Here is a 23,853-nt window from a genome sequence, read left to right as displayed (position 1 = left end):
AATGTTTGTTTAGATTTTAAATCTTCCTTAATTTTAATCGAAGGATTTTTAAAAATATCGACTTTGTGATTATCAACATCATCATGGATATTAGCTAATTTTATATTATCATAAAGATTTTCATGTAAAATACTTTTTAATTTTTCATACCTCCCAGTTAAATTAATATCTTCATGAGCATTATCATAATTATTAAAATAATCATTGAAATGCGGTCTAGGGTTACCTCCCCATACCGTTATTGTACCTAGGTCTGTCACACCATCCATAAACTAACTTCCTTATTAGTTATAAAAAACAGAATAAAGAAATTAGAATTTAATATTTTTATAGTCAACTAACCGTTTTTACTAAAAAATATTCAGTTATTTAAAATTAAATACATATTACTTATAAAATGATTAATATTGATTTTAATAAATAATTGGATAAAGACATGTGGCTGATTGTTTATATTCACAAAAACAAAAAAAGCCAACGTGTTTCCACATTGGCTTCAATTCGCTTTGGTGATAAACAGCATACTAGAGATACTGTTTATCTGTGCGATTAAAGAAAATTATTTTTTCTTTTTCGCTTTTGCGTTTGGTAAATCAGTAATGCTACCTTCGTAAATTTCAGCAGCCATACCGATTGATTCATACAGTGTTGGGTGAGCATGGATAGTTAATGCTAAATCTTCAGCATCACAACCCATTTCAATTGCTAGGCCGATTTCACCCAGTAATTCACCACCGTTCACACCGACAACAGCCCCACCGATAACACGGTTAGATTGTTTGTCGAAAATCAGCTTAGTCATACCTTCGGCGCAATCAGATGCAATTGCACGGCCTGATGCTGCCCATGGGAAAGTCGCAACTTCGTAGCTGATATTTTGTTCTTTCGCTTCTTTCTCAGTTAAACCAACCCATGCAACTTCTGGCTCAGTATAAGCGATTGATGGGATCACTTTCGGGTCAAAGTAATGTTTCAGACCAGAGATAACTTCTGCGGCAACGTGCCCCTCGTGAACACCTTTGTGAGCTAACATTGGCTGGCCAACGATATCACCGATAGCGAAGATATGAGGAACGTTAGTGCGCATTTGCTTATCGACATGGATAAAGCCACGGTCATCAACTTCAACGCCTGCTTTGCCTGCATCCAAGTTTTTACCATTAGGAACACGGCCGATTGCCACTAATACAGCATCGTAACGTTGCGGCTCTGCGGAAGCTTTTTTGCCTTCCATAGAAACGTAGATACCGTCTTCTTTCGCTTCAACGGCTGTTACTTTAGTTTCTAATAGTAGGTTGAATTTTTTACTGATTTGTTTGGTGAATACTTTAACCACATCTTTGTCAGCCGCTGGGATGACTTGGTCAAACATTTCAACCACATCGATTTGGGAACCCAGTGCATGATACACAGTTCCCATTTCTAAACCGATGATACCCCCACCCATAACCAGCAGACGCTCAGGAACTTCTTTCAGTTCTAATGCATCGGTTGAGTCCCAAATACGTGGGTCTTCATGTGGAATGAATGGTAATTGAATTGGACGGGAACCCGCAGCAATAATTGCGTTATCGAAATTGATAGTTGTGCTACCGTTTTCACCTTCAACAACCAGCGTGTTGGCACCTGTGAATTTACCGAAGCCGTTAACTACGTTAACTTTACGGCCTTTAGCCATACCAGCCAGACCACCCGTCAGCTGATTAATCACTTTTTCTTTCCATAAGCGAACTTTGGAAATGTCAGTTTTTGGCTCACCAAAAACGATGCCGTGTTCTGCTAAAGCTTTTGCTTCTTCGATCACTTTTGCAACATGGAGTAAAGCTTTAGAAGGAATACAACCAACGTTTAAACAAACACCACCAAGGGTTGAATAACGTTCTACTAAAACAGTTTCTAAACCTAAGTCAGCGCAACGGAAAGCCGCAGAATAGCCTGCAGGGCCTGCACCAAGCACAACGACTTGGGCTTTAATTTCAGTACTCATCATGACCTCTTTTTGTTTTGTCCAGCGGTACTGCTGAATAAACGATCTTCCACTGGAAAAGTACACACCGAGAGCAGTTTACAGAATTGTTAACACCCTGAAAAGGCTCATTTCGTGATGTAACTCCCAACCTTTCGTAGCAGCAGCAAAAAATTCTGCCTCAGCCTAAATAAAACAGACCGGCCTATTCGCCGGTCTTATTATTTACATCACTAAACGGCGAATATCGCTCATTAATTGCCCTACTAGGGTGATGAAGCGAGCTCCATCAGCACCATCGATTACACGATGGTCAAAGGACAGTGACATTGGCAGGATTAGGCGAGGAACAAATTCGCTACCATTCCAAACAGGTTTCATTGAAGAACGTGACAGTCCCATAATTGCAACTTCTGGTGCATTCACGATAGGTGCAAAACCGGTAGTTCCGATACCACCAAGGCTTGAAATCGTGAAGCAACCACCTTGCATATCAGACGCAGTCAGTTTACCTGCACGCGCTTTCTTAGAAACTTCCATCAGTTCGCGAGATAGCTCTAAAATGCCTTTTTTGTTAACGTCTTTGAAGACAGGAACAACTAAGCCATTTGGCGTATCTACGGCAATACCGATGTTAATATATTTTTTCAGGAACAGACGCTGTGCATCTTCAGAAATGGAGCTATTAAAGCGTGGCATTTCTTCCAGAGCACGAGCAACAGCTTTCATGACAAAAACTAATGGTGTGATTTTCACATCCAGTTTTTTCTTCTCAGCTTCTTTGTTTTGTTGCTTACGGAATTCTTCAACTTCAGTGGTATCCACTTCTTCCATCAGCGTAACGTGCGGGATCATTACCCAGTTACGGCTCAGGTTAGCACCAGAGATTTTTTGGATACGACCCAGTTCAACTTCTTCAACTTCACCGAATTTACTGTAATCCACTTTCGGCCATGGCAGCATACCTGGTAAACCACCACCCGCAGCTGCAGGAGCTTCCGCACGTTTTACGGCATCCTTCACGTAAGCTTGAACGTCTTCACGCAGGATACGGCCCTTACGACCTGTACCTTTAACTTTCGCTAAGTTAACACCAAATTCACGCGCTAAGCGGCGAATAACCGGTGTTGCATGGATATATGCGTCGTTTTCAACAAATTCAGTTTTGCTGTCAGTTGCTTTCGCTGGCGCTGCTTGTGCAGGAGCTGCCGCTGGAGCCGGAGCAGACGGTTGAGCTGCTGGAGCCGCTGCAGGCGCTGCACCTGCCACTTCAAAAGTCATGATCAGCGAGCCAGTTTTCACTTTATCGCCAGTCGCAATCTTGATTTCTTTAACTGTTCCAGCAAATGGCGCAGGAACTTCCATTGACGCTTTGTCACCTTCAACGGTAATGATTGATTGCTCAGCAGAAACGGTATCACCCACTTTTACCATGACTTCAGTGACTTCAACTTCATCACCACCGATATCTGGAACGTTAACATCTTTAATTGCTGATGCTGCTGGAGCCGCTGGTGCAGCAGCTTGTGCAGCTGGAGCCGCCGCAGGTGCTGCGCCTGCAACTTCAAAGACCATAATCAATGAGCCGGTTTTAACTTTATCACCGGTTGCAATTTTGATTTCTTTAACCGTTCCAGCAAATGGTGCAGGAACTTCCATTGAAGCTTTGTCACCTTCAACAGTAATTAAAGATTGCTCAGCTTCTACTTTGTCACCGACTTTAACCATAATTTCAGTAACTTCAACTTCATCGCCACCGATATCTGGAACAGCAACATCTTTAGATGCAGCTGCGCTTGGCGCTGCCGCTGGAGCTGTAGGGGCTTCTGCAGGTGCAGGAGCTGCTGCACCCGCCTCCGCTTCGAATACCATGATTAATTTGCCTGTTGTCACTTTATCGCCAACAGCAATTTTAATTTCTTTTACCACCCCCGCTTGTGGAGATGGGACTTCCATAGAAGCTTTATCACCTTCAACGGTAATAAGCGATTGCTCAGCTTCTACTTTGTCGCCAACTTTAACCATCACTTCGGTGACTTCAACTTCATCAGCACCGATATCAGGCACTTGGATTTCAATAGACATTGATTTTTACCTCTTATGCCAAACGTGGGTTAACTTTATCTGGGTTGATGTTGTATTTTTTAATCGCTTCTTCAACGACTTTTACATCAATCTCACCACGTTTAGCTAATTCACCTAACGCTGCAACGATCACATAGGATGTATCCACTTCAAAGTGGTGACGCAGGTTTTCACGACTGTCTGAACGACCGAAACCATCTGTACCCAGAACACGGTAATCACTTGCAGGAACATAAGTACGAACTTGTTCTGCAAACAGTTTCATATAGTCAGTTGATGCAACTGCTGGTGCATCATTCATAACTTGAGCAATGTATGGAACGCGTGGTGCTTCAGATGGGTGCAACATGTTCCAACGCTCACAATCTTGGCCATCACGTGCCAGTTCAGTGAATGAAGTCACGCTATAGACATCAGAACCAATTCCATATTCAGCAGACAAGATGTCAGCGGCTTCACGCACGTGGCGCATCATCGAACCTGAACCTAACAGCTGAACTTTACCTTTGCTACCTTCAACCGAAGCCAGTTTATAGATACCTTTACGGATACCTTCTTCTACGCCTTCTGGCATTGCTGGCATGTGGTAGTTTTCGTTCAGCGTCGTGATGTAGTAGTAAACGTTTTCTTGTTTCTCACCGTACATACGCTCTAAGCCGTCTTGCATAATTACCGCAACTTCATAAGCGAAAGCTGGGTCATAAGAAATACAGTTAGGGATAGTCAGTGATTGAATATGGCTATGGCCATCTTCATGCTGTAGACCTTCACCATTCAGGGTTGTACGGCCTGAAGTACCACCGATTAAGAAACCGCGTGCTTGTTGGTCACCCGCTGCCCACATCAAGTCACCAATACGTTGGAAACCAAACATTGAGTAGTAGATATAGAATGGGATCATCGGCAAGTTGTTAGTGCTGTATGATGTCGCAGCCGCTAACCAAGAAGAACCTGCTCCCAGCTCATTGATACCTTCTTGCAGAATTTGACCTTTAGAGTCTTCTTTATAGTAAGCAACTTGCTCACGGTCTTGCGGAGTATATTGCTGACCTTTAGGGCTATAGATACCGATTTGACGGAATAGACCTTCCATACCAAATGTACGCGCTTCATCAGCGATGATTGGAACTAAACGCTCTTTGATCGATTTGTTTTTCAACATAACATTCAACGCACGAACGAACGCGATAGTTGTTGAAATTTCTTTAGATTGCTCTTCCAATAATTGGCTGAAATCTGCCAGTGCAGGGATATCCAATTTTTCATCAAAGGTTGAACGACGAGCTGGCAAATAACCACCTAACGCTTGACGGCGCTCATGCAGATATTTGTACTCTTCGGAATCTTTTTCAAACGTAATGTATGGCAGTTTTTCAATTTGCTCATCAGCAACGGGTACATTGAATTGATCACGGAAATGACGAACGCCATCCATGTTCATTTTCTTCACTTGGTGAGCAATGTTTTTACCTTCTGCAGTTTCGCCCATACCATAACCTTTGATGGTTTGCGCTAAAATAACAGTTGGTTTGCCTTTAGTTTCTTGTGCTTTTTTGAATGCAGCATACACTTTCTTCGGATCGTGACCACCACGGTTCAGTGCCCAAATTTCATCATCAGTCATATCTTTAACTAATGCTGCAGTTTCTGGGTAACGATTAAAGAAGTGTTCACGAACGTATGCACCGTCACGTGATTTAAAGGTTTGGTAGTCGCCGTCTAAGGTTTCGTTCATTAATTGAACAAGTTTACCGCTTGTATCTTTACGCAGTAATTCATCCCAACGGTCGCCCCACATAACTTTGATAACTTGCCAGCCAGCACCATTAAAGATACCTTCTAGTTCATTAACAATTTTACCATTACCTGTAACTGGTCCATCTAAACGTTGCAGGTTACAGTTGATAACAAATACTAAGTTATCTAATTTATCGCGAGTTGCGATAGTAATTGCACCTTTAGACTCTGGCTCATCCATCTCACCATCACCAAGGAATGCATATACGCGCTGAGCTGATGTATCTTTCAGTCCGCGGTTATCAAGGTATTTCAGGAATTTCGCTTGATAAATAGCATTAATTGGACCCAGACCCATTGATACCGTAGGGAACTGCCAGAAATCAGGCATTAATTTAGGGTGTGGATAAGAAGACAGACCATTTCCACCAATTTCTTGACGGAAGTTGTTCATTTGCTCTTCAGTTAAGCGGCCTTCCAAGAACGCACGTGCGTAAATACCTGGAGAGATGTGGCCTTGGAAGAAGACTAAATCCCCGCCGTCATTGTTATTATGCGCACGGAAGAAGTGGTTAAAGCACACTTCATATAAAGTTGCTGATGACTGGAAAGAAGCCATATGGCCACCCAGTTCTAAGTCTTTTTTGGAAGCGCGTAAAACAGTCATCACTGCGTTCCAACGAATTGCAGAGCGAATACGGCGCTCTAAATCCATGTTACCAGGGTATGCCGGCTCATCTTCAACAGCAATTGTGTTGATGTAATCAGAATGACCAGATGCACCAGCGGCAATATTAACACCGCCTTTACGCGCTTCGCTTAATACCTGTTCGATAATAAACTGAGCACGATCAACACCTTCTTCACGGATGACCGATTCAATCGCCTGTAGCCAGTCGCGAGTTTCAATCGGATCCACGTCATTTTTTAACATATCTGACATGGTGTATTCCTTATCTGTTATCTATTTTATATGTTTATGTGGAGCCTATCTTCCTGCTATTTTCCCAGTCGCTATAAAACAGCGGGAAGATAGGCCCTGATGTAGTTGCCGCTTTAACTCTCAATTAGAGTATTCACAATAATATAGACGCAGCAGTCAGGATCTATATTATCAATTCAAATCAGGATGTTGCTGTAACCGACGTAAAGAACGTTCTCTGCGAGTTTGCTCTCGGCTAATATCCAACAGTAAATCTTCGATAAAGGCTAAATGGCGATGAGAAGCTTCACGTGCTTTTTCTGGTTCTCTTGCCATTATAGCGGCAAAAATTTGTGCTCGATGTTCACTAACTGCTTTATACATTTCTTTACGGGTATATAAGAACTCAAAGTTCTGACGAATATTTTGTTCTAACATCGGGATCATACAACGCAATAGATGTAGCAAAACGACGTTATGAGCAGCTTCAGTGACAATTAATTGATATTGTAATACTGCATCTGACTCTGCTTCTAATCCGCCATTTTCTTGCGCTGTCTTAATTAATTCATAGCTTTGTCGAATCCGTTCGAGATCTTCATCTGTACCACGGAGTGCCGCGTAATACGCAGCAATACCTTCAAGGGCATGACGAGTTTCAAGAAGATCGAATTGAGATTCTGGATTGCCTTCAAGTAGCTGAGCTAAAGGGTCACTAAAGCTTTGCCACATTTTCTTTTGCACGAATGTTCCACCACCTTGGCGGCGAGATAAAAGGCCTTTCGCCTCTAATGTTTGAATTGCTTCACGCACTGATGGTCGAGATACGTCAAACTGTTTTGCAAGTTCGCGCTCAGGAGGCAGCTTTTCGCCAGGGCGTAATGTCCCTTCGAAAATAAGATGTTCGAGACGCTGCTCTATTACATCTGATAACTTTGGTTGGCGAATTTTACCGTAAGTCATAATCTGCCATATTCATGAGTGAGTAATTATTGATTACGTATTACCCAGTGTTAATTGGTAATACCAATTTATTTATGGGTTAATAAAGTAACAAAGTATTCACTATCTGTCCATAAAGACCTTGCGCTAAATCATAAAATCCTGCAAATCTTAACAATTTTTTTTAAAATTTAGCATGAATTGATAACTTAACATGCAATTTGACATGACAAATTTTAACATTAAAAACGATTTTTTATGCTAAAATGCAAAAACTGAACCGTTAAAGCAATCAATACAGTGAATTTAAATTTAAAAAAAATGCATTTAAAATCAAATTAACTCATTAATTGCAGTCTTTACTCGTTTGGAATACAACAACGTTAATAAAATGTTAAAATTGCAAGTGGTTTTAAATTTAACTCAAATTTTATTGATTAAATTACACTCAAGCCTATCTATTATTTTAGAATAAAATTGATGTCGAAAATAAAATAGCACTGTAATGTTTCAATTTATAGGTGGCACGGAAAATGCGATAAGGTTTCGAGATTCGATTAGCTAGGAGCTACAAAATATTTCGTTGTAACCCATTAAATAGTTAAATCAATGCCAAAATACAATTTGGTAACGAGTGAGTCAGATGTTAGTCACCTATTTAACGCATTAACGTAAATAGGTGACTAATGTATAGGTCTCATCAATAACACTAAGATTAATGAGCCCAGTTAAGGCACCCTGAGTGTATTAACCGGATCACTTACCTATTCTTATCAATAAAACGCATAGACAAATCCATGGCTTTAATATGTTTGGTTAGCGCCCCAACAGAAATAAAATCAACCCCTGTTTCTGCGAACTCTTTTATCGTTTCTAATGTGACATCGCCAGAAACTTCAAGTGCCGCTTTTCCTGCCGTTAACACTACCGCTTCTTTCATCATAACTGGAGTAAAATTATCCAACATAATGATATCAGCATTCGCTTTTAAAGCTCGTAATAGCTCATCTAAGCTTTCTACTTCAATTTCAATTGGGACATCCGGATGGGCGCTACGCGCTAATTCAACAGCTCGTTCGACTGAACCTGCGGATATAATATGGTTTTCTTTTATTAAGTAAGCATCCGATAAACCTAGACGATGATTAAACCCTCCCCCCATCAATACCGCATATTTTAAAGCGGTTCTTAAACCAGGGATAGTTTTACGGGTATCAAGTAACTTCGCTCTTGTACCTGTGATTTGTTTTACATATTCGGCAGTTATACTTGAAACAGAAGAAAGCGTTTGAATGAAATTCAAAGAGGTGCGTTCACCTGTTAATAAAATTTGTGATGGGCCATGCATCTCACAGAGAACTTGGTTAGGGGTAACGGTTTCACCATCTTGAACTTTCCAATCAATGTTGACTTGCCCACCAAGTTGAAGAAAAACTTCATCTAACCATTGTTTCCCACAGAAAACGCCATGTTCACGAGTAATAATTCGAGCACTCGCTTGTGTGCCTACATTTAACAGCTGACCAGTAATATCTTTTTTATAATCAACAGATTGACCTAAATCTTCTTTCAAAGCAACACTGACCATAAAAGGAATGTCAACCTGTAACCGCTCAAGAAGCATTTTACGTCTTTGTTGTTCATCATATCGCCGTATAGTCATTTTAACTCCAAAATATGCACTCGCTTTGTTTCATCTATGCTAATCTTTTCGTTCGCAGATAACGAGTGTTAACAAAAAAGAAAAGAGAATACTATGGATAACGATATGAAAATACACAATGGTTGGCTAAATAATGTGACTCATATCCCTTCTCCACATCATGATGAGCGCCCCTCTAATACCATACCTTCTCTTCTAGTTATTCATAATATCAGCCTTCCTCCAGGACAATTTGGTGGCCCTTATATAAACCAATTATTTACAGGGACTTTAAACCCTGATGAACACCCATTTTTTAATGAAATCAGACATCTTCGAGTTTCAGCTCATTGCCTAATACGCCGTGATGGTGCAATCATTCAATATGTCCCCTTTCATTTACGGGCTTGGCACGCTGGGCAGTCTTCCTACCAAGGCCAAGAAAAATGTAACGACTTTTCTATTGGTATTGAGCTAGAAGGCACTGATTTTGAACCATTTACAGAAGAACAATATCAATCCCTTACTTATTTAACTAATTTACTTATACTTGAATACCTACTAATTAAAAATAATATTACTGGTCATAGTAATATAGCTCCTGGTCGTAAAACGGATCCCGGCCCATTTTTTGATTGGGGATATTATAAGAATAAATTAAACAATTATTAACTTTATAATTATTAGCGGATAATATCTTTATTCAATTTACCCGCTAATAAAAAACATATAAACTTATCTTCTCTTAATTTATAACTGAACTCCAGCCTCTATTTTTCTTTATTATTTTTTTTGCGAAGCTGCTCGAAGAAAAATGAAACCCCACGTACATTTCAATAAAAAATCACAAATCATTTCGCACTACCTTTTTGAAACTCTAATTTTAACTTAAAAATACAATTATGATGAAACCTCACTTAACAACGGAGGTTTTATTTATGAATCAACAAGGATTTTCACTCATTGAAATTATGGTAGTAATTGCAATTATATCAATTCTAAGTGCTATTGCTATCCCTGGCTATCAAAGCTATATGCAAAAAGCAGCAATTACTGATGTACTCCAGACTGTTATCCCATATAAAAACAGTGTTGAAATATGTAGCTTTAATCGAGGGAGTTTATCACAATGTAATGGAGGCAATGATGATATCCCTACCAATATAACTGGAAAATACATTAGTAAAATAGAAGTTAAATCTGGGGTTATTACATTTTCTACTGACAAATCATTATCAGGCTTAAAAGTCACATTAACACCAACCCTTCCTAGCATAGGCAACCCCTTTAATTGGACAGTTGTTTGCGAAAACAAAGATAATGCCAAATTGAAGTCATTATGTAATAAAACCTTTGTGTTTTAACTGGAAGTATTTATATGAACATGACTAAAAACGAGCAGTTTATTTATAAAGAACTTAAGAGTATATGTGATAGAAATTACATTATAATCATCGATTATAATCAAAAACGGTTATCTATAGCTGTTGTTAAAAAACCAGATGACAACTTGATCGCCACATTAAAATTTATTGCTAGTGTCCCTGTATGCTATGATATTTGGCCAAAAGAAAAAATAGACCATTATTTTAATAATACAATACATGAAATAAAGGAGGAAGAAAGTAGTTATCAATCTCCAGAACCCGAACTATTACGCACTTCATCTCCTGCGATTAGTTTTGTTGAGGAGCTATTAAAAACAGCGGTTCATAAACGCTCATCAGATATACACCTTGAGCCGACTAAGCAAGGGTTAAAAATTCGATTACGTGTCGATGGAAAGTTATATTTTATTCCTTCTCCACCTTACGAAATTAATAGTGAAATTATTGCTCGTATAAAAATATTGGCAAAAATGAATATCGCGGAGAAAAGACTTCCACAAGATGGCCAAATGAGTTGGTACTTTGATGGACAAAACTATAGCATCCGTCTTTCGAGTATTCCGACAATTCATGGGGAAAAATTGGTCTTACGTATTTTAAATACACAATTAAAATATTCTTTAGAGCACATAGGGATGTGCTCTTCCCTTCTAGAGTTATTAAAAGAGTATTTAAATCGTCCACAAGGATTAATTTTAGTCACAGGGCCGACAGGAAGCGGTAAAACAGTAACTCTTTATAGCTACTTAGAATATTTAAATCAGTCCTCAAGAAATATAACAACCATTGAAGACCCAATTGAAATTCCATTACAAGGAATCAACCAAACTCAAGTCAATGAAAAATATAAACTTAATTTTTCTTCTATTTTAAGGGCGCTACTGCGACAAGACCCTGATGTCATTATGATCGGTGAGATTCGTGATGAAGAAACAGCTAAGATCGCGACTCGAGCTGCGCAAACTGGCCATCTAGTTTTGTCGACATTGCATACCAATTGTACATTCAGTGCAATAGAGAGAATGAACCAATTAGGAGTAGAAAATAGTCAACTTAAATCATGTTTGAAAATGGTTATTGCACAAAGATTAGTAAGAAAACTTTGCCCTCACTGCAAAGAAAAAACACCTAAGAAAACTAAATTACACAATAACTATGTAATTAATGAATGGTCCTCAAAGGGGTGTGAGCTATGTTTTTCTGGTTTTATGGGAAGAACCGCAGTTTATGAATATATAGATCAAAGCAATATTAGCGAAATACTGACAAAAAATACATTAGAAAATCAAAGTAATTTTGTTAACCTTTTTAATGCAGGAATAGAGCTCGTTGAAATGAGTGAGACAACTCTCCAAGAAATCTATTCTATCATCGGAAATGGAGTAAATTAACATGTTTATTTATTCATATATCGCCATTGATTTTAACAATCAACTAACATACAGCACATTAATAGCAAAAAGCAAAAAACATGCATTCATCAACATATCTGAAAGAAATTTAATTCCTGTACAAATAAAGTTAAAAACATTATTTTCATTGGACAAAAAGAATATTAATTATCGAATTCATTTCTTCCACCAGTTATCTTTATTATCATCATCAGGTATTAATCTCGTACAATGCTTAAAAATATTACATACCAACTGCCAACTTCCTTTTTGGATTGATATTATTGAAAACTCGATAGTTCATATAGAAAAAGGAGAGAAGTTTTCACAGTATTTGAAGAAGCACCCAACAATATTTAATGATACTATAATAAGCATTATTACCATTGCCGAGAAAACAGGGCAATACGAACAAAGTTTTAGTACAATCAATTCAATATTGGATCATAATAATAAAGTGTCTTTACTCATCAGTAAATCGATACGATACCCAATAATTCTTTCTTCATTTTCAATAATGTTATTAATCATTATGATGGTCTATGTAGTTCCTCAATTTGAAAACATCTATCAAAATACCAAACACGAATTACCTCTCGTTACAAAAATCATAACCTTTATTTCAAGCTTTCTAAGAGAGTACTTAGTTTACTTATTTTCTTTTCTTTTACTTTCTCTCCCTCTCGTATTTAAATTCAAAGAAAAAACATTATCTTTATTAAAAAACACAATAATTCACCTACCGATATTCAAAAAATCATTACAACTCCATAACTTAAGTTTGTATTTTTTAACGATGCACTCAACAATTAACGTAGGGTTATCATTATCCGAATGTTTAAAATGCACAATTCAAACTATCAATAACCATCAATATAAAAAAGACTGTGAACACGTGCATATATCGGTACATAAAGGAGAGTTACTGTCCCATGCTATGAAGAAAACCAAGTTCTTTCCTGATTTATCTGTACAGCTAATGTCTATTGCAGAAGAATCTGGAAAAATACACTACTTTTCAAAGTATTTATTCAAATATTATTCAGAGCAATATATTTTTATTACTGAAAAAAACCTAAAAAATATTGAACCTATTTTACTCCTTTTAATTGCCATCTTAGTAGGTATGATCATGTTAGCAATGTATCTACCGATATTTAATTTAGGTAACGTTATAACTGAACTATAAATAATTTCATGTGGATATGAATATTACATTTTATCCTAACAACTTTATATAATATTTTTTTAAACTATTCACAGTATATTACTTTGGATGAAGACAAATGATTTATTTCAGTGTAATCTATTTTTTTCAACGAGTAAATGAATAATCATATGCCTTATATAGTTGCTTTAACAGGTGGTATTGGAAGTGGTAAAACAACAGTTGCAAACGAGTTTGCTAAACTTGGAGTCCCCCTAGTTGATGCCGATGTGATTGCACGACAGGTTGTTGAGCCTAACAGCCCAGCCCTTGAAAGTATTAGATATCACTTCGGTGAAGATATTATTCTTCCCAACGGGTGCCTAGATAGGCAACGCTTACGAGACATTATTTTTTCTAAGCCCAATGAAAAAAAGTGGCTGAATGCTCTACTTCATCCATTGATTCAACAAGAAACGCAAAAACAATTTCAACAAATAGATTACCCTTATGTATTATGGGTAGTCCCTTTATTAATTGAAAATAATATTCATCATTTGGCTGATAGGGTATTAGTTGTTGATGTTACTGTCGAAGAACAAATTCAACGAACCCTAAAAAGAGATAAGACCAGTTTAGAACAAGTAACTAATATACTTAATGCACAAGTTAGTCGTGAAAAACGACTTAGTCATGCCAACGATATAATAACAAACCATACTCATGGCACGGATCTCTCTGACAAGGTAGCAATTCTTCATAACCAGTACTTAACACTAGCAAGAATAAAAAAATAGGAATTAAAATGGGCGAATTAATTACAACAAATTTAATTACTTATGAATACCCAATGAATGAAAAAATTCGTTCGTGGTTGCGCCTTGAAACACTTTTATCTCAAATTTATGAGTTAAGTAATATTACCTCCTACTCTACTGGTATTGCTTTTTTTCGCTCAGTTTCAGAATTAATTGAAATCCTAGATAGAGGAGAGGTTCGTTCTGAGCTTATAAAAGAACTAGAAAAACAACGAACTCGGCTATCTAATTGGGCAGAAGCTCCTAACGCTGATAACCAATTAATATCTACATTACTAAAACAATTATCAGAAACAACATCCAATTTAATGTCCGCAGCACGCTTTGGCCACCATCTACGTACAGATAAAATTATTAGTATGGTACGCCAACGTTTGAGTATTCCTGGTGGCTGTTGTAGTTTCGACCTACCGACTTTACAACTTTGGTTAAATATTCCACAAACTGAACGAGACAAGGTCATTAGTGGCTGGTTGCAAAGCCTCGACCCACTCAATGATGCATTGCAAGCTGTTCTAACACTAATTCGGCAAAATGGAATCTTTGAACAAAAAGAGTCTCATAATGGTTTTTATCAAGACAACGTAGAAGGTAAAGAACTACTACGCATCAAGTTAACTGCAGAACACTTGGTATACCCACAAATCTCTGGCCACAAAACACGATTCGCACTACGTTTTCTACATATCGACAGTGAGAATGGTATACTCCCCGATATTATTAATTTTGAGTTATCCTGTTGCTAGCTAGAGAAATATTTTTATGAGTGAAATCATTGAAGTTAATTGCCCTACATGTAAAAAAATAGTTGTTTGGAATGAAAATAGCCCGTTCCGGCCATTTTGTAGTAAGCGTTGTCAACTTATTGACCTTGGTGAATGGGCTAGTGAAGAAAAACGAATTGCGAGTCAAGGGGATATTTCTGACAGCGATGACTGGAGTGAACAACCAGATAAATAGTGTATAAGTCGTGACATCGTAAATTAAGTGGAAAATATATTATTGTGTATTTTCCACTTAATATCATTATCAGCTATTATGTTGATCACTTCTCTGTGTTAATAAATCAACAATGATACGGTTTGCTGGGGGAAATTCTTCAGCTTTAAGCTCATGCTGAGAAACCCAACGCGAATCCTGCCCTTCTCTGCCATACGGTTCATTTTCCCATGAAGATACCATAAAAAAATAGAGTGTAATGAAACGGTCATCAAACTCATGGTCAACCCGATGAAATAACTCGTTCTTAGTCACTACAATTCCAACTTCTTCTTCAAGTTCGCGAATTAAAGCGGCTTCAGGAGATTCATTAACTTCAAGTTTCCCACCGGGAAATTCCCAAAAACCAGCCATATGCGTGCCTTCTGGTCGTTTAGTAATAAAAATTTTTTGCTCGGGGTTACGAATAATCCCAGCCGCGATATGCAAATGTTTTTTTTCCATAATTTTTTCGTCAAAAAGGCGGGTTACCCCGCCTTTTTTATATTAATGAGTTAATAGTAAATTAATTTAAACGGCCATGGCATTGCTTGTATTTTTTACCCGAACCACAAGGACAAGGGTCATTACGGCCAATTTTGTGACCTTGGGTTGCAATTTTAGCTTCGGTTTCAGTCATTAAAGATTCAGCGCCCGCTTCATGGCTTAATTGTTGCCTCTTCGCTAAACGCTCAGCTTCTTCACGACGCTGTTGTTCTAATGCTTCAACCTCTTCAGGTAAACGAACTTGTACCTTAGATAAAGTACTAATCACTTCATATTTCAATGCTTCAAGCATGTTAGCAAACATACTGAAAGATTCACGTTTGTATTCTTGCTTAGGATCTTTTTGCGCATAACCACGCAAATGAATACCTTGGCGTAAGTAATCCATTGACGCTAAGTGCTCTTTCCATAACGTGTCTAATGTTTGCAACATGACACCTTTTTCGAAATTACGCATCGCTTCCGCGCCAACAATTTCTTCTTTACGATCATAAACTTCAATCGCTTTTGCCATAATACGTTCACGTAATGTTTCTTCGTGTAACTCTGGCTCTTTATCTAACCACTCTTTGATTGGTAAATCGAGGTCAAAATCATTGACTAAACGCTGATGTAGTCCTTCGATATCCCACATTTCTTCAAGTGATTGAGGTGGAATATAGGCATCCATCGTTGTGGTTAATACATCTTCACGAATGCTATCAACCGTTTCTTTAATATCACCGCCATCCAGTAGTTCATTACGCTGAGTATAAATCGCACGACGTTGGTCACTTGCAACATCATCATATTCAAGTAATTGTTTACGGATATCAAAGTTACGGCTTTCAACTTTACGTTGCGCATTAGCAATAGCCTTGGTCACCCATGGGTGTTCAATCGCTTCACCCGGCTTCATACCTAACTTTTTCATCATGCCAGTAACGCGGTCTGAAGCAAAAATACGCATCAGCGCATCTTCCATTGATAAGTAAAAACGAGATGAACCCGCATCCCCTTGACGACCGGCACGACCACGTAACTGGTTATCGATACGACGTGACTCATGACGTTCTGTACCAATAATATGTAAACCACCTGCTGCTAAAACAGCGTCATGGCGAACTTTCCAGTTTGCTTTGATTTCATCAATTTGCTCTTGAGTTGGCTCTTCTAATGCAGCAACCTCAGTTTGCCAGCTACCACCTAGCATGATGTCAGTACCACGACCGGCCATATTAGTTGCGATCGTTACAGCTCCAGCTTGACCCGCATTCGCAATGATGTCAGCTTCCATTGCATGGAATTTTGCATTCAAAACATTATGAGCAATTTTAGCTTTTTTCAACGCATTCGAAATCAATTCGGATTTTTCGATTGAAATTGTACCAACAAGAACGGGTTGCCCATTGGCAGTTCTTTCACGAATATCTTCAATAATTGCTGCAAACTTATCAGCTTCGTTCATATAAACGAGGTCAGGTAAATCTTTACGCACCATTGGGCGGTTAGTTGGGATAACAATTGTATCGAGTTTATAAATTGAGCTAAACTCAAAAGCTTCGGTATCCGCAGTACCTGTCATACCTGCAAGCTTTTCATATAAACGGAAATAGTTCTGGAAAGTAATTGAAGCCAAGGTTTGGTTTTCGTTTTGAATTTCAACGCCTTCTTTCGCTTCTACTGCTTGGTGTAAGCCGTCAGACCAACGACGCCCTTCCATTGTACGGCCGGTGTGTTCATCAACAATAACAATTTGACCGTCTTTTACAATATAATCAACGTCTAAGGTAAATAGCGCATGAGCACGTAAGCCCGCCATCACATGGTGCATTAACATGATGTTAGAAGGTGAATATAAAGACTCTCCTTCATCCATTAAACCTTCTTTTGCTAGAAGCTCTTCGATTAACACCAGTCCACGTTCAGTTATAGTCACTTGACGCGATTTTTCATCGACAGAAAAATGGCCTTCCCCTTGGAAAGTATCTGAATCTTCTTTCTCTTGACGTTGAAGATATGGAATAAGTTTATCAACTTTTTGGTACAGTTCAGAACTGTCTTCTGCAGGACCTGAAATAATCAGTGGTGTACGCGCTTCATCGATAAGAATGGAGTCAACCTCATCCACCAAAGCATAATGCAATTTACGCTGAACACGCTCTTCAGGGCTAAACGCCATGTTGTCACGTAGGTAGTCGAAACCAAATTCATTATTAGTACCGTAAGTAATATCTGCCGCATATGCTTCACGTTTTGCAGGCGGAGCCATACCTGGCAGGTTGATACCCACAGTTAAGCCTAAGAATTCAAATAATGGGCGGTTATTTTCAGCATCACGTTTGGCTAAGTAATCATTCACCGTAACTACGTGAACCCCTTTGCCACTTAATGCGTTGATATAAGCTGGTAGTGTTGCCGTTAATGTTTTACCTTCCCCCGTACGCATTTCTGCGATACAGCGTTCATTCAGTACCATTCCACCGATAAGCTGTACATCAAAGTGACGCATACCAAATACACGTTTACTTGCTTCGCGAACAGTTGCAAATGCCTCAGGGATGATGCTTTCTAAACTTTCACCTTTCGTTAAACGCTCACGAAATTCCACCGTTTTTGCTTTTAACTCATCATCAGATAACTTTTCGAAATCGGGTTCAAGACGGTTAATTTTTTCAACTTCTTTACGTAAGCGGCGCAACGTACGGTCATTACGGCTACCAAAAACTTTGGTCAAAATCTTTGTTAACATATTTTAATCTCTAATAATCAATTAATTACTTTAAATTTTTATAAATTTTATGGCGTAAAACAGCACAGCGATGAGCTGTTTTACCATGAATGAAGATTAAACTGTTAACGGGCCGGCACGAATGCCGTGTACTTGAGCAATCCAAATTGCAGGTTGATAGGCAATAATATGGGGATAGTTATAATGACTAAATTGAATAACACTTTCATCCCACTGAAGTGAACGCTGTGCTAACATGGCATACAGCGTGTCTAACATCAATTGTGGGGCAATAAGCTGTTCAGTCTCTTCTGTTGCAGCGTTTACATCATCGTCTTCTGTCGCCGAAAAAGCAAAAGTTAGCTGCCGAATAACGTTTCTTACCGCATGTTGCTGCCAGTAATTTACTGAATAAGATGACGATGATGACGAAGAGCGTTGGGAATTCTGTTGAGCAAATAAATTGTCAAAAGCATTCACAGCTTGGCTTTGGCGATTAACTGGAGAAGAGTTAACCTGTGTATGTTGAGAATCTGATAACGCATTTAAAATTGTAGGCAAGCCGACACCTGTGGCAACCACACCTAATAGCAGGTGGGACCAAAAGTATTTTCTACCAAGTTGTCGCCAAAAATTTAAAATGCCCATCAAACTCTTATATAATGAATAAGTGACAAAATTATTATTTGCAATTCGTTGTTTCATTCTCAGCTGGAGCTAAAAATGAGAGATAGTCATCCACAAGCACTTTTTGATGTTCTTGAAGGCTCATTGGCAACATCATCAAACACTTTACAAACTATTCAGCGTAATGCAAAAGCGATTATCAAACTGAATCGTGCTGTAAAAGGATTACTGCCGGCTGAAATCAAACCCATGTGCCGTGTTGCAAACTATCGTAATAATGTTATGGTCATTGAAGTGGCAAACGCCAGTTGGATGACCCGACTTAATTACGAAAAAATCAATCTTCTTTCTGCATTAAGAACGTCCATTCTACCATCTTTATCCTCTATCGACATCAGAATCAATCCCGATCTTATGCGAAAATCGAGACAAAATAGTTCACTAACTAAGCAAACAGTCTCAATAAGTCAAAAAATGAACGAACGTCAGATAAGTCCACAAACTGCACAAGCGCTTTTGAAATTAGCCGAAAATAGCCCGAAAGGATTAAAAGAAAGGTTTGAGCGGCTGGCTGCGCTAGCCGGAGAGAGTACTAGCGCAACCAACAGAAAAGGCTAAATTCGATCAGTTCTCGAAGATAGCTGCATAATCAAATTTTATGCAAACACCGTTGAAGGTGCTTTGAATGCGACAGGCAATTGAGCTTCGTCTTCAAATGTGACGAGATCCCAAGCTGATTCTTTCGCTAAAACTGCTTGTAATAGCTTGTTATTCAATGCATGGCCTGATTTAAACGCCGTGAATGCGCCAATAATATTGTGCCCACACATGAATAAATCACCAATTGCATCCAACATTTTGTGACGAACGAATTCATCTTCAAAACGTAAGCCATCTTCGTTAAGAACTTTATAGTCATCAACAACGATGGCGCAGTCGAAACTACCGCCTAAGCATAAGCCTTTTGATTGCAGATATTCAATATCACGCATAAAGCCAAAAGTACGCGCACGGCTTATTTGATTTACAAATGATTCCGCTGAGAAATCAAGTGAGTAGCGTTGTGTGCTACTATCAATCGCTGGATGCTGAAAATCGATTGTGAAATCAAGGCTAAACCCATTATAAGGTCGCATTTCAGCCCATTTATCACCATCTTCAACACGTACTGTTTCTTTTATACGTAAAAATTTCTTTGCACAATTTAATTCTTCAATACCGCCATCAAGCAGTAAGAATACAAATGGTGCGGCACTGCCATCCATAATAGGGATTTCAGGCGCATTGACTTCAATAACAATGTTATCGATACCTAACCCTGCTAAGGCAGCATTCAAATGCTCAACAGTCGAAATACGCACATTATCTTCATTGACTAAGCAAGTACATAACATGGTGTCACGAACTGATTTCGCATCTGCCGGAAAATCAACCGGTGGATTAAGGTCAGTACGACGGTAGATGACCCCGGTATTGGCCGGCGCTGGACGTAATGTAAGCGTAACTTTCTTGCCGGTATGTAAACCAACACCAGTCGCTGTAATAATACGTTTTAGTGTCCGTTGTTTGATCATCGTATTTTTCTCGCAATGTTATAAGTCCTACTGATCATCATACAAGATAATCAGTAGGAAATTTTAGCACAAAAAGCGGAGAAACCAATATAAATAAAATTAATCGGCCTGTTTACGCAAGAACGCAGGAATATCAAGATAATCTGGTTCTTTATTTGTTTGCGTATTTTGGTCATTGACCGCTTTAGCCGCTGGTTTCTCTTCTGTTAATGAAGACATGCTATTTTGCATTTGCTGATAGCGCTGTTCCATTGACGCCTGCTGAGACATTTTATTGCTAACTAAAGTAATTTCTGGACGTTTGTCCATACCAATACCTGTAGCAACAACTGTAACACGCAGTTCTTCGTGCATTTCTGGGTCAAGAGATGTACCGATTACCACAGTTGCATTATCAGATGCGAAAGCACGAATAGTGTTACCCACCGTTTCAAACTCATCTAAACGCAGGTCGAAACCAGCCGTGATGTTAACTAATACACCACGTGCACCAGACAGGTCGATATCTTCAAGAAGTGGACTAGAAATAGCCATTTCTGCCGCTTCTTCTGCTCTATCTTCACCACGAGCAACACCTGACCCCATCATTGCGTAGCCCATTTCTGACATCACAGTACGTACGTCAGCAAAGTCTACGTTCATTAAACCTGGGCGTGTAATCAGTTCAGCGATACCTTGTACTGCACCTTTTAGTACGTCATTTGCCGCACCAAAAGCATCCAGTAATGAGATACCACGACCAAGTACTTTTAATAATTTATCATTTGGGATAGTGATCAGTGAGTCAACATGTTTTGACAACTCAGTGATACCTGCCTCTGCAAATGCCATGCGCTTTTTACCTTCGAAATTGAAAGGTTTAGTCACGACAGCAACTGTCAGAATACCCAATTCTTTGGCAACCTCGGCAACGACCGGAGCTGCACCAGTCCCTGTACCGCCACCCATACCTGCTGCGATAAAGACCATATCCGCGCCATCTAAAGCATTACGCAGCGCCTCACGATCTTCTTCAGCGGCATTACGGCCAACTTCAGGGTTTGCACCTGCACCCAGACCTTTGGTAATACCGGTACCGATCTGGATAGTTTGTCCAACTGCGGTTTTACGCAGCGCTTGTGCATCTGTATTGACAGCGAAGAATTCAACGCCTTCAATACGTTCACGCACCATGTGTTCAACGGCGTTACCGCCGCCGCCGCCAACGCCGATGACTTTAATCACCGCATCGTTGGTTAGCTCCATTGGTTCAAACATAATGTCTCTCCGTTTTGTGCTTACTACTTTTGAAGCTAATAATATGCTTCTTTATCAAAATTAAAATTCTTTTCTCAGCCAACTGGTGATTTTACTAAACCATCCACTAACTGATGCACGTTTTTCTACTTCGGTATCATCGCCTAAATGGCTTTCTTTACCGTAATGCAGAAGCCCTACTGCTGTTGAATAATATGGCTCCTGCGCATAATCCGTTAACCCTGTGATGTTGAGCGGTGTACCAATTCGCACTTGCGTATGGAACACTTTTTGCGCACATTCGACTAGACCATCAATTTGTGCGGCCCCACCAGTCAACACGATACCAGCTGCCAAATGGTGTTTGACACCTTGTTGGCGTAACTGTTCCTGTAAATTTAAAATTTCTTCATTTACTAAGTTTAACAGCTCAGTATACCTTGGCTCTATCACTTCTGCTAAGGTTTGACGCTGTAAGCTTCTTGGTGGTCGCCCACCAACACTTGGCACTTCCACGGTCTCGTCTTTACTCACGATAGAACCGACTGCACACCCATGACGCACTTTAATGGCTTCTGCATCACTAGGTGGTGTTCCAAATGCATAAGCGATGTCGCTTGTCACCACATTGCCTGCATACGGGATGACTTTTGTATGGCGCAAAGCCCCGCCAGTGTAAACCGCCATATCCATAGTGCCGCCACCGATATCAACGACACATACACCTAATTCACGCTCATCTTCCGTTAAAACACTATAACTTGCAGCGAGACCAGCAAAAATAAGCTGATCAACTTTTAACCCACAGCGTTCAACGGCTTTAACAATATTTTTTGCCATATCGTTATGGCAGGTGATCAAATGAACTTTGGCTTGCATACGTACACCTGATAAACCAACCGGATTTTTAATCCCTTCTTGGTAATCTATTGCAAATTCTTGCGGTATCACGTGCAAAATTCTGTGCTCATCGCGAACACGTACCGATTTTGCTGTATGCACAACACTGTCAACATCTTCTTGCGTCACTTCTTCTTCTGAAACTGGCACCATACCAATCTCATTTTGGCAACTGACGTGCTTACCCGATAGCGCAAGGTAAACCGATGAAATTTGGCAGTCAGCCATGAGTTCTGCCTGATCAATGGCTCTTTGTACACATTTTACCACTGATTCAAGATCGTTTACGCCACCTTTGTCCATTCCACGAGATGGACAACTTCCCACCCCAATAATATTAACCATACCATCGGGCAGAATTTCGCCAACAAGGGCTGATACCTTGGAAGTTCCAATTTCAAGGCCTACCACTAATTTTCTGTCCGTTGCTTTAATCATTTTTTCTGCCTAATTTTTGTTATTAGTCATCGTCTTTATTGTAACTCCGGTGGAGCATCAACCAACAGTGGCGCCCAGCCCACCGCAGCACCACTGGAATAACGTAAGTCAACATAGTCAACGCGTTTATCCGTTGTTTGCTGCAAAAGCGGATACAGTTCAAGGAACCTATTTAACCGCTCTGACACATCTTTCTTACCCAGTTCGATTCTAACATCGTTGTCTAAAATAATTTGCCATGCATTTCTGGCTGTCATCGATAGCGATTTTAGCTTTAGATTATGTGCAGCTAATGTGTTCTTAAAGACTGTGAACTCTTTAAGAACCTCTTTTTGGCTACCTTGTGGCCCATAAAGCAACACATAATCGCCTTTACCATTTTCACTAACCGGTAAGTTAAATACCCGACCTTGTTCATCCACCATGTTTTGGTCGTTCCACCTAGCGAATGGGCGGTATTCAACAATATGAATTTTCAATTCATCTGGCCATTGTTTACGCACAGTCACTTGGCGTACCCATGGCATCATGCTTATTTGCTTCTGGATAGCGTTGACATCGACGGTCATAAACGTCCCCGGCTGCCCTAGCGCTAAAATAGCCTTTCTAACATCATCATTTTTGGTGTAATGGCGCTCACCCGTTAACACTAACTTGGACATCGGCAGCCGATCCGCATCTTTCATCCAAGTCATTACCATCCAACCACTCCAGATGATAGTACCAACCACAAATAGGAAGAAAAATAACCCACCTAAAAATGCACCATTACTAGGTCCTCCAGAACGAGGATCCTCATCGTTCTTCTGATTATGATGCCTAACATTTAGTGCTGCTTGTGACAT

Annotated in this window: 21 protein-coding genes; 8 read left to right on the top strand and 13 right to left on the bottom strand. The window is 39.3% G+C overall.

Annotated elements, in window-relative coordinates; all coding sequences use genetic code 11:
- From PSE83_RS09460 to nadC, 6 genes are all read right to left on the bottom strand, one after another.
- Nucleotides 1-269 (bottom strand): hypothetical protein (locus PSE83_RS09460; protein ID WP_198633645.1); only part of this gene is annotated, 269 nt, incomplete at its 3' end.
- A gap of 290 nt (nucleotides 270-559) precedes the next feature.
- Entirely contained in the window at nucleotides 560-1,987 is a 1,428-nt protein-coding gene (gene lpdA / locus PSE83_RS09455) for a dihydrolipoyl dehydrogenase (RefSeq protein WP_094961375.1), read from the bottom strand.
- Nucleotides 1,988-2,191: 204 nt separating this feature from the next.
- On the bottom strand, nucleotides 2,192-4,051 hold the full coding sequence (gene aceF, locus PSE83_RS09450; RefSeq protein WP_004261981.1) for a pyruvate dehydrogenase complex dihydrolipoyllysine-residue acetyltransferase: 1,860 nt from the start codon (nucleotides 4,049-4,051) through the stop codon (nucleotides 2,192-2,194).
- Between the two features lie 13 nt (nucleotides 4,052-4,064).
- Nucleotides 4,065-6,731, bottom strand: coding sequence for a pyruvate dehydrogenase (acetyl-transferring), homodimeric type (gene aceE, locus PSE83_RS09445; RefSeq protein WP_004261984.1), 2,667 nt, complete (start codon nucleotides 6,729-6,731; stop codon nucleotides 4,065-4,067).
- A gap of 171 nt (nucleotides 6,732-6,902) precedes the next feature.
- The gene (gene pdhR, locus PSE83_RS09440) at nucleotides 6,903-7,673 is read right to left on the bottom strand and encodes a pyruvate dehydrogenase complex transcriptional repressor PdhR (protein ID WP_004261987.1); all 771 of its coding nucleotides are present in this window, start codon (nucleotides 7,671-7,673) and stop codon (nucleotides 6,903-6,905) included.
- 739 nt (nucleotides 7,674-8,412) lie between these two features.
- The gene (gene nadC / locus PSE83_RS09435; RefSeq protein ID WP_094961373.1) at nucleotides 8,413-9,315 is read right to left on the bottom strand and encodes a carboxylating nicotinate-nucleotide diphosphorylase; all 903 of its coding nucleotides are present in this window, start codon (nucleotides 9,313-9,315) and stop codon (nucleotides 8,413-8,415) included.
- A gap of 105 nt (nucleotides 9,316-9,420) precedes the next feature.
- Here nadC and ampD point away from each other — a divergent pair, with 105 nt between their 5' ends.
- The 7 genes from ampD (at nucleotide 9,421) to yacG (ending at nucleotide 14,998) form a co-directional block, all read left to right on the top strand.
- Nucleotides 9,421-9,966, top strand: a complete 546-nt coding sequence (gene ampD / locus PSE83_RS09430) for a 1,6-anhydro-N-acetylmuramyl-L-alanine amidase AmpD (protein WP_272660826.1) — start codon at nucleotides 9,421-9,423, stop codon at nucleotides 9,964-9,966.
- 266 nt (nucleotides 9,967-10,232) lie between these two features.
- On the top strand, nucleotides 10,233-10,658 hold the full coding sequence (gene ppdD, locus PSE83_RS09425) for a prepilin peptidase-dependent pilin (protein WP_036958460.1): 426 nt from the start codon (nucleotides 10,233-10,235) through the stop codon (nucleotides 10,656-10,658).
- Between the two features lie 14 nt (nucleotides 10,659-10,672).
- Nucleotides 10,673-12,073, top strand: coding sequence for an ATPase, T2SS/T4P/T4SS family (locus PSE83_RS09420; protein ID WP_164564925.1), 1,401 nt, complete (start codon nucleotides 10,673-10,675; stop codon nucleotides 12,071-12,073).
- 1 nt (nucleotide 12,074) lies between these two features.
- The gene (locus tag PSE83_RS09415) at nucleotides 12,075-13,262 is read left to right on the top strand and encodes a type II secretion system F family protein (RefSeq protein WP_004262003.1); all 1,188 of its coding nucleotides are present in this window, start codon (nucleotides 12,075-12,077) and stop codon (nucleotides 13,260-13,262) included.
- Nucleotides 13,263-13,411: 149 nt separating this feature from the next.
- On the top strand, nucleotides 13,412-14,017 hold the full coding sequence (gene coaE, locus PSE83_RS09410) for a dephospho-CoA kinase (protein WP_036958461.1): 606 nt from the start codon (nucleotides 13,412-13,414) through the stop codon (nucleotides 14,015-14,017).
- Nucleotides 14,018-14,025: 8 nt separating this feature from the next.
- Entirely contained in the window at nucleotides 14,026-14,784 is a 759-nt protein-coding gene (zapD, locus tag PSE83_RS09405) for a cell division protein ZapD (protein WP_004262007.1), read from the top strand.
- A gap of 16 nt (nucleotides 14,785-14,800) precedes the next feature.
- Nucleotides 14,801-14,998 carry a DNA gyrase inhibitor YacG gene (gene yacG / locus PSE83_RS09400; RefSeq protein WP_004262008.1) on the top strand — a complete coding sequence of 66 codons (198 nt, stop codon included), beginning with the start codon at nucleotides 14,801-14,803 and terminating at the stop codon, nucleotides 14,996-14,998.
- Between the two features lie 69 nt (nucleotides 14,999-15,067).
- On the opposite strand, the gene mutT is transcribed toward yacG, so the two are convergent.
- From mutT to secM, 3 genes are all read right to left on the bottom strand, one after another.
- Nucleotides 15,068-15,481 (bottom strand): 8-oxo-dGTP diphosphatase MutT, encoded by a 414-nt coding sequence (gene mutT / locus PSE83_RS09395; RefSeq protein ID WP_004262011.1) that lies wholly within the window; start codon nucleotides 15,479-15,481, stop codon nucleotides 15,068-15,070.
- A 61-nt stretch (nucleotides 15,482-15,542) separates the two neighbouring features.
- Entirely contained in the window at nucleotides 15,543-18,254 is a 2,712-nt protein-coding gene (gene secA, locus PSE83_RS09390; RefSeq protein WP_004262013.1) for a preprotein translocase subunit SecA, read from the bottom strand.
- Nucleotides 18,255-18,350: 96 nt separating this feature from the next.
- The gene (gene secM, locus PSE83_RS09385) at nucleotides 18,351-18,881 is read right to left on the bottom strand and encodes a secA translation cis-regulator SecM (protein WP_094961382.1); all 531 of its coding nucleotides are present in this window, start codon (nucleotides 18,879-18,881) and stop codon (nucleotides 18,351-18,353) included.
- Between the two features lie 75 nt (nucleotides 18,882-18,956).
- On the opposite strand from secM, the gene PSE83_RS09380 reads away from it, so the two are divergent.
- A complete protein-coding gene (locus PSE83_RS09380) occupies nucleotides 18,957-19,478 on the top strand; it encodes a DUF721 domain-containing protein (RefSeq protein ID WP_004262017.1) in 522 nt (173 codons plus the stop codon).
- A gap of 38 nt (nucleotides 19,479-19,516) precedes the next feature.
- Here the strand turns inward: PSE83_RS09380 and lpxC are convergent, their stop codons facing one another.
- From lpxC to ftsQ, 4 genes are all read right to left on the bottom strand, one after another.
- Nucleotides 19,517-20,434: a UDP-3-O-acyl-N-acetylglucosamine deacetylase gene (lpxC, locus tag PSE83_RS09375; protein WP_004262020.1), complete on the bottom strand. Its 918-nt coding sequence runs from the start codon at nucleotides 20,432-20,434 to the stop codon at nucleotides 19,517-19,519.
- A gap of 99 nt (nucleotides 20,435-20,533) precedes the next feature.
- Entirely contained in the window at nucleotides 20,534-21,691 is a 1,158-nt protein-coding gene (gene ftsZ / locus PSE83_RS09370) for a cell division protein FtsZ (protein WP_004262022.1), read from the bottom strand.
- A 60-nt stretch (nucleotides 21,692-21,751) separates the two neighbouring features.
- Nucleotides 21,752-23,008, bottom strand: coding sequence for a cell division protein FtsA (gene ftsA, locus PSE83_RS09365; RefSeq protein WP_004262024.1), 1,257 nt, complete (start codon nucleotides 23,006-23,008; stop codon nucleotides 21,752-21,754).
- A gap of 35 nt (nucleotides 23,009-23,043) precedes the next feature.
- Nucleotides 23,044-23,853: a cell division protein FtsQ gene (ftsQ, locus tag PSE83_RS09360; RefSeq protein WP_004262025.1), complete on the bottom strand. Its 810-nt coding sequence runs from the start codon at nucleotides 23,851-23,853 to the stop codon at nucleotides 23,044-23,046.

The organism is Providencia sp. PROV150, from assembly GCF_028481025.1.
GTDB classification, from domain to species: Bacteria; Pseudomonadota; Gammaproteobacteria; order Enterobacterales; family Enterobacteriaceae; genus Providencia; species Providencia hangzhouensis.
Note: the sequence above shows the minus strand (reverse complement) of the source record. Positions and strands in the feature narration are given on the sequence as shown.

Coding starts and splice junctions, on each gene's coding strand:
- aceE (WP_004261984.1), bottom strand. CDS start 6,731: ATGTCAGATATGTTAAAAAATGACGTGGATCCGATTGAAACTCGCGAC.
- ftsZ (WP_004262022.1), bottom strand. CDS start 21,691: ATGTTTGAACCAATGGAGCTAACCAACGATGCGGTGATTAAAGTCATC.
- nadC (WP_094961373.1), bottom strand. CDS start 9,315: ATGACTATACGGCGATATGATGAACAACAAAGACGTAAAATGCTTCTT.
- secA (WP_004262013.1), bottom strand. CDS start 18,254: ATGTTAACAAAGATTTTGACCAAAGTTTTTGGTAGCCGTAATGACCGT.
- mutT (WP_004262011.1), bottom strand. CDS start 15,481: ATGGAAAAAAAACATTTGCATATCGCGGCTGGGATTATTCGTAACCCC.
- lpdA (WP_094961375.1), bottom strand. CDS start 1,987: ATGAGTACTGAAATTAAAGCCCAAGTCGTTGTGCTTGGTGCAGGCCCT.
- lpxC (WP_004262020.1), bottom strand. CDS start 20,434: ATGATCAAACAACGGACACTAAAACGTATTATTACAGCGACTGGTGTT.
- ppdD (WP_036958460.1), top strand. CDS start 10,233: ATGAATCAACAAGGATTTTCACTCATTGAAATTATGGTAGTAATTGCA.
- yacG (WP_004262008.1), top strand. CDS start 14,801: ATGAGTGAAATCATTGAAGTTAATTGCCCTACATGTAAAAAAATAGTT.
- pdhR (WP_004261987.1), bottom strand. CDS start 7,673: ATGACTTACGGTAAAATTCGCCAACCAAAGTTATCAGATGTAATAGAG.
- secM (WP_094961382.1), bottom strand. CDS start 18,881: ATGGGCATTTTAAATTTTTGGCGACAACTTGGTAGAAAATACTTTTGG.
- zapD (WP_004262007.1), top strand. CDS start 14,026: ATGGGCGAATTAATTACAACAAATTTAATTACTTATGAATACCCAATG.
- ftsQ (WP_004262025.1), bottom strand. CDS start 23,853: ATGTCACAAGCAGCACTAAATGTTAGGCATCATAATCAGAAGAACGAT.
- coaE (WP_036958461.1), top strand. CDS start 13,412: ATGCCTTATATAGTTGCTTTAACAGGTGGTATTGGAAGTGGTAAAACA.
- PSE83_RS09420 (WP_164564925.1), top strand. CDS start 10,673: ATGAACATGACTAAAAACGAGCAGTTTATTTATAAAGAACTTAAGAGT.
- PSE83_RS09415 (WP_004262003.1), top strand. CDS start 12,075: ATGTTTATTTATTCATATATCGCCATTGATTTTAACAATCAACTAACA.
- PSE83_RS09380 (WP_004262017.1), top strand. CDS start 18,957: ATGAGAGATAGTCATCCACAAGCACTTTTTGATGTTCTTGAAGGCTCA.
- ftsA (WP_004262024.1), bottom strand. CDS start 23,008: ATGATTAAAGCAACGGACAGAAAATTAGTGGTAGGCCTTGAAATTGGA.
- ampD (WP_272660826.1), top strand. CDS start 9,421: ATGAAAATACACAATGGTTGGCTAAATAATGTGACTCATATCCCTTCT.
- aceF (WP_004261981.1), bottom strand. CDS start 4,051: ATGTCTATTGAAATCCAAGTGCCTGATATCGGTGCTGATGAAGTTGAA.